The organism is Actinomadura rubrisoli, assembly GCF_004349215.1.
Classification (GTDB): domain Bacteria; phylum Actinomycetota; class Actinomycetes; order Streptosporangiales; family Streptosporangiaceae; genus Spirillospora; species Spirillospora rubrisoli.
This window is the reverse complement of record NZ_SMKU01000632.1, coordinates 1-2,281: the sequence shown is the minus strand read 5'-3', so window position 1 is coordinate 2,281 and position 2,281 is coordinate 1. Positions and strand designations below refer to the sequence as shown.

The 2,281-nt window shown below is 72.7% G+C and carries 4 protein-coding genes; 2 read left to right on the top strand and 2 right to left on the bottom strand.

The window, feature by feature from the left end; genetic code table 11:
• Both E1298_RS46330 and E1298_RS46325 read right to left on the bottom strand, forming a co-directional pair.
• Positions 1–430, bottom strand: a 430-nt coding sequence (locus E1298_RS46330; RefSeq protein ID WP_165975992.1) for a quinone oxidoreductase family protein, incomplete at its 3' end; no start/stop codon positions are given.
• A 92-nt stretch (positions 431–522) separates the two neighbouring features.
• On the bottom strand, positions 523–1,107 hold the full coding sequence (locus E1298_RS46325) for a Uma2 family endonuclease (RefSeq protein ID WP_131903719.1): 585 nt from the start codon (positions 1,105–1,107) through the stop codon (positions 523–525).
• Between the two features lie 167 nt (positions 1,108–1,274).
• On the opposite strand from E1298_RS46325, the gene E1298_RS46320 reads away from it, so the two are divergent.
• Positions 1,275–1,865, top strand: coding sequence for a DUF1707 SHOCT-like domain-containing protein (locus E1298_RS46320; protein WP_131903718.1), 591 nt, complete (start codon positions 1,275–1,277; stop codon positions 1,863–1,865).
• A 141-nt stretch (positions 1,866–2,006) separates the two neighbouring features.
• Positions 2,007–2,281 (top strand): hypothetical protein (locus E1298_RS46315; RefSeq protein WP_131903717.1); only part of this gene is annotated, 275 nt, incomplete at its 3' end.

Sequence of the window (2,281 nt, the reverse complement as noted above, 5' to 3'; positions counted from 1 at the left end):
GCCCCTCCCGCACCCCGGCCGTGTCCACCAGGCCCTGCCAGGCGGTCAGCGCGGCCAGCGGCAGGGCACCCGCCTGGACGTGGTCGATGCCGGACGGCTTGGCCGCGAACGTCCGGGACGGCGCCGTCACGTACTCGGCGTGCGAGCCCCCGCCGAACGGATACCGGAGCATCCCGAAGACCTCGTCGCCCGGCTTGTGGAGCGTCACGCCGACCCCCGTCGCCTCCACCACGCCCGACACGTCCCAGCCGAGGACGAACGGCGGCCTGCCGAGGAACCCGCCGCCCGCCCGGTGCTTCCAGTCGGTCGGGTTCACCCCGGCCGCGCACACCCGCACGAGCACCTCGGTCGGGCCGGGCTCCGGACGGTCCGTCTCGATCACCTTGAGCACTTCAGGCCCGCCGAGGACGTCCTGGCTGATCGCGCGCATGCGTTCCGGCATGGGTCCTGCCCTTCTCTCGACGTGCAGTGCCGCGCGGCCGGGTAAGTGGCGAGATCGCCCAAGGATCCGGCCGGAGCGGGTCAGTCCATCTCCGACAGCCGGGCCGGATCGAACGCGATCGGGAACGGCCGCTCCAGCGTGACCGTCTCCCCGGCCCGCGCCTTGCCCGCCACCCGGTAGTCGCCGTCGTCCAGCTCCATCATCGTGATCGTGGGCCGCGGCTCCAGATCTACGAGCCAGTAGTGGGGGATGCCGGTCGCCGCGTACTCGGCGACCTTGTGGACGCGGTCGATCTGCTCGTTCACCGTCCGCGGCGTCACGACCTCGGCGACCAGCAGCAGGTCGGGACCGTAGTAGGTGCGGGTCCGCCGCTCCAGGGCGGCGCGGGCCACGTCCCGCCCGACGGCGAACACGTCGGGCTTGCGGATCCCCGCCGGGGTCGTCACGTCCTGCGGCGCCCCCGCGACGTGGACGTCGGCGTCGGCCTGCCGCGCCGCGTCCTTCAGGACGGTCTTCAGCTGCTCGGCCGCGTGGTCGTGCCACAGATCGCCGGGCAGCTCGTTCAGCCAGCCGTCGGCGAGCTCGTACCGGCGGCCCTCCTCGGGCAGCGCGTCCAGGTCGTAGAGCGTGTACGGGCCGTGCGCGCGTCCGAGCGTCCCGCCCATGGATCGTCCCCCCTCACTTAGGGCTGATTCCGAATCTAGTGGACGGACGTCCGGCCGGGCCGGAGGCGAAGATCGCGCGTCGGCGGCCGGATTCGGGCGAATGTCTCGAAAGCCGAGCGACGGCGAGTTAAGATACATCGCGATCCGGCCCCGAAGGGGAGAAGACCATGAGCGTCGAGCAGTGTCCACGCACCGCCCACAAGCCCGAGCCCGCCCTGCGCGCCTCGGACCGCGACCGCGACGAGGCGCTCGTCCGGCTGCACACCGCCTACGCCGAGGGCCGCCTGACCGAGCCGGAGCTGGACGAGCGCATCGACCTGACGCTCGCGGCCCGCACCCACGGCGAACTCGCCCGCCTGTCCGCCGACCTCCCGCCGGCCGAGCGGCACGACACGCCCCCCGACCGCGGCCCGGCGCCCGGCCCGGCCGGCAGGTTCCAGATGGCCTACAAGAGCGCCGTCCGGCGCAGCGGCCGCTGGCGGCTGCCCGAGAGGTTCACGTCCCTCACCTACAAGGGCCGCGCCCTGCTCGACCTGCGCACCGCCGAGCTGGAAGGCCCGGTCACCACGATCCGGGTCGTGGCCTACAAGTCCACCGTGGAGATCATCGTCCCTCCGGGCATCCGAGTGGAGACCGGCGGCGCCGGCATCTCCACCGAGATCCACAGCGCCCCGGACGCCGGCGCGCCCGTCCTCCACATCCGGGGTTACGCCTACAAGGGGGCGATCGAGGTGAAAGATCGGATTCGTCCCGCCTGAGGTGATAGAACGCTCCCGGGGCCAAGATCGGCCGCCGTTCCCGTCGATGTCCGCGCACGAGGCGATGTGGCGCGGTTTGATGGTGAGTCAACGCGGAGACCCGATGGTCCGATGAGGACCGTGGCCGGTGAAGGAGCACGTGTGACGGCGAGGACCCCTGAGCAGGACGAGGCCCGGCTCCCCCTCACGGACGAGCCCGCCGACTCCCGCCAGATCCGGCGGCGCCTGACCTTCGGCGTCGCCGGCGACCTCGCCGACCTGCCCGCGACCCTGTCCCCCTGGCAGCGCGCCTTCGAGGCATGGCGCTCGGCCGGCCTGCGCTGGCGCCATGCTCCCCCGCTCCCACCCCGCACCTCAGAACGTGCAAAAGCCAACTCCGCAACATCAAAGCCCGCACCTCCGCCCAGGCCGGCCCC

What these genes read in the sequence shown, in the direction of transcription:
- E1298_RS46325 (WP_131903719.1), bottom strand. Translation starts at nt 1,107, where the DNA reads ATGGGCGGGACGCTCGGACGCGCGCACGGCCCGTACACGCTCTACGAC.
- E1298_RS46320 (WP_131903718.1), top strand. Translation starts at nt 1,275, where the DNA reads ATGAGCGTCGAGCAGTGTCCACGCACCGCCCACAAGCCCGAGCCCGCC.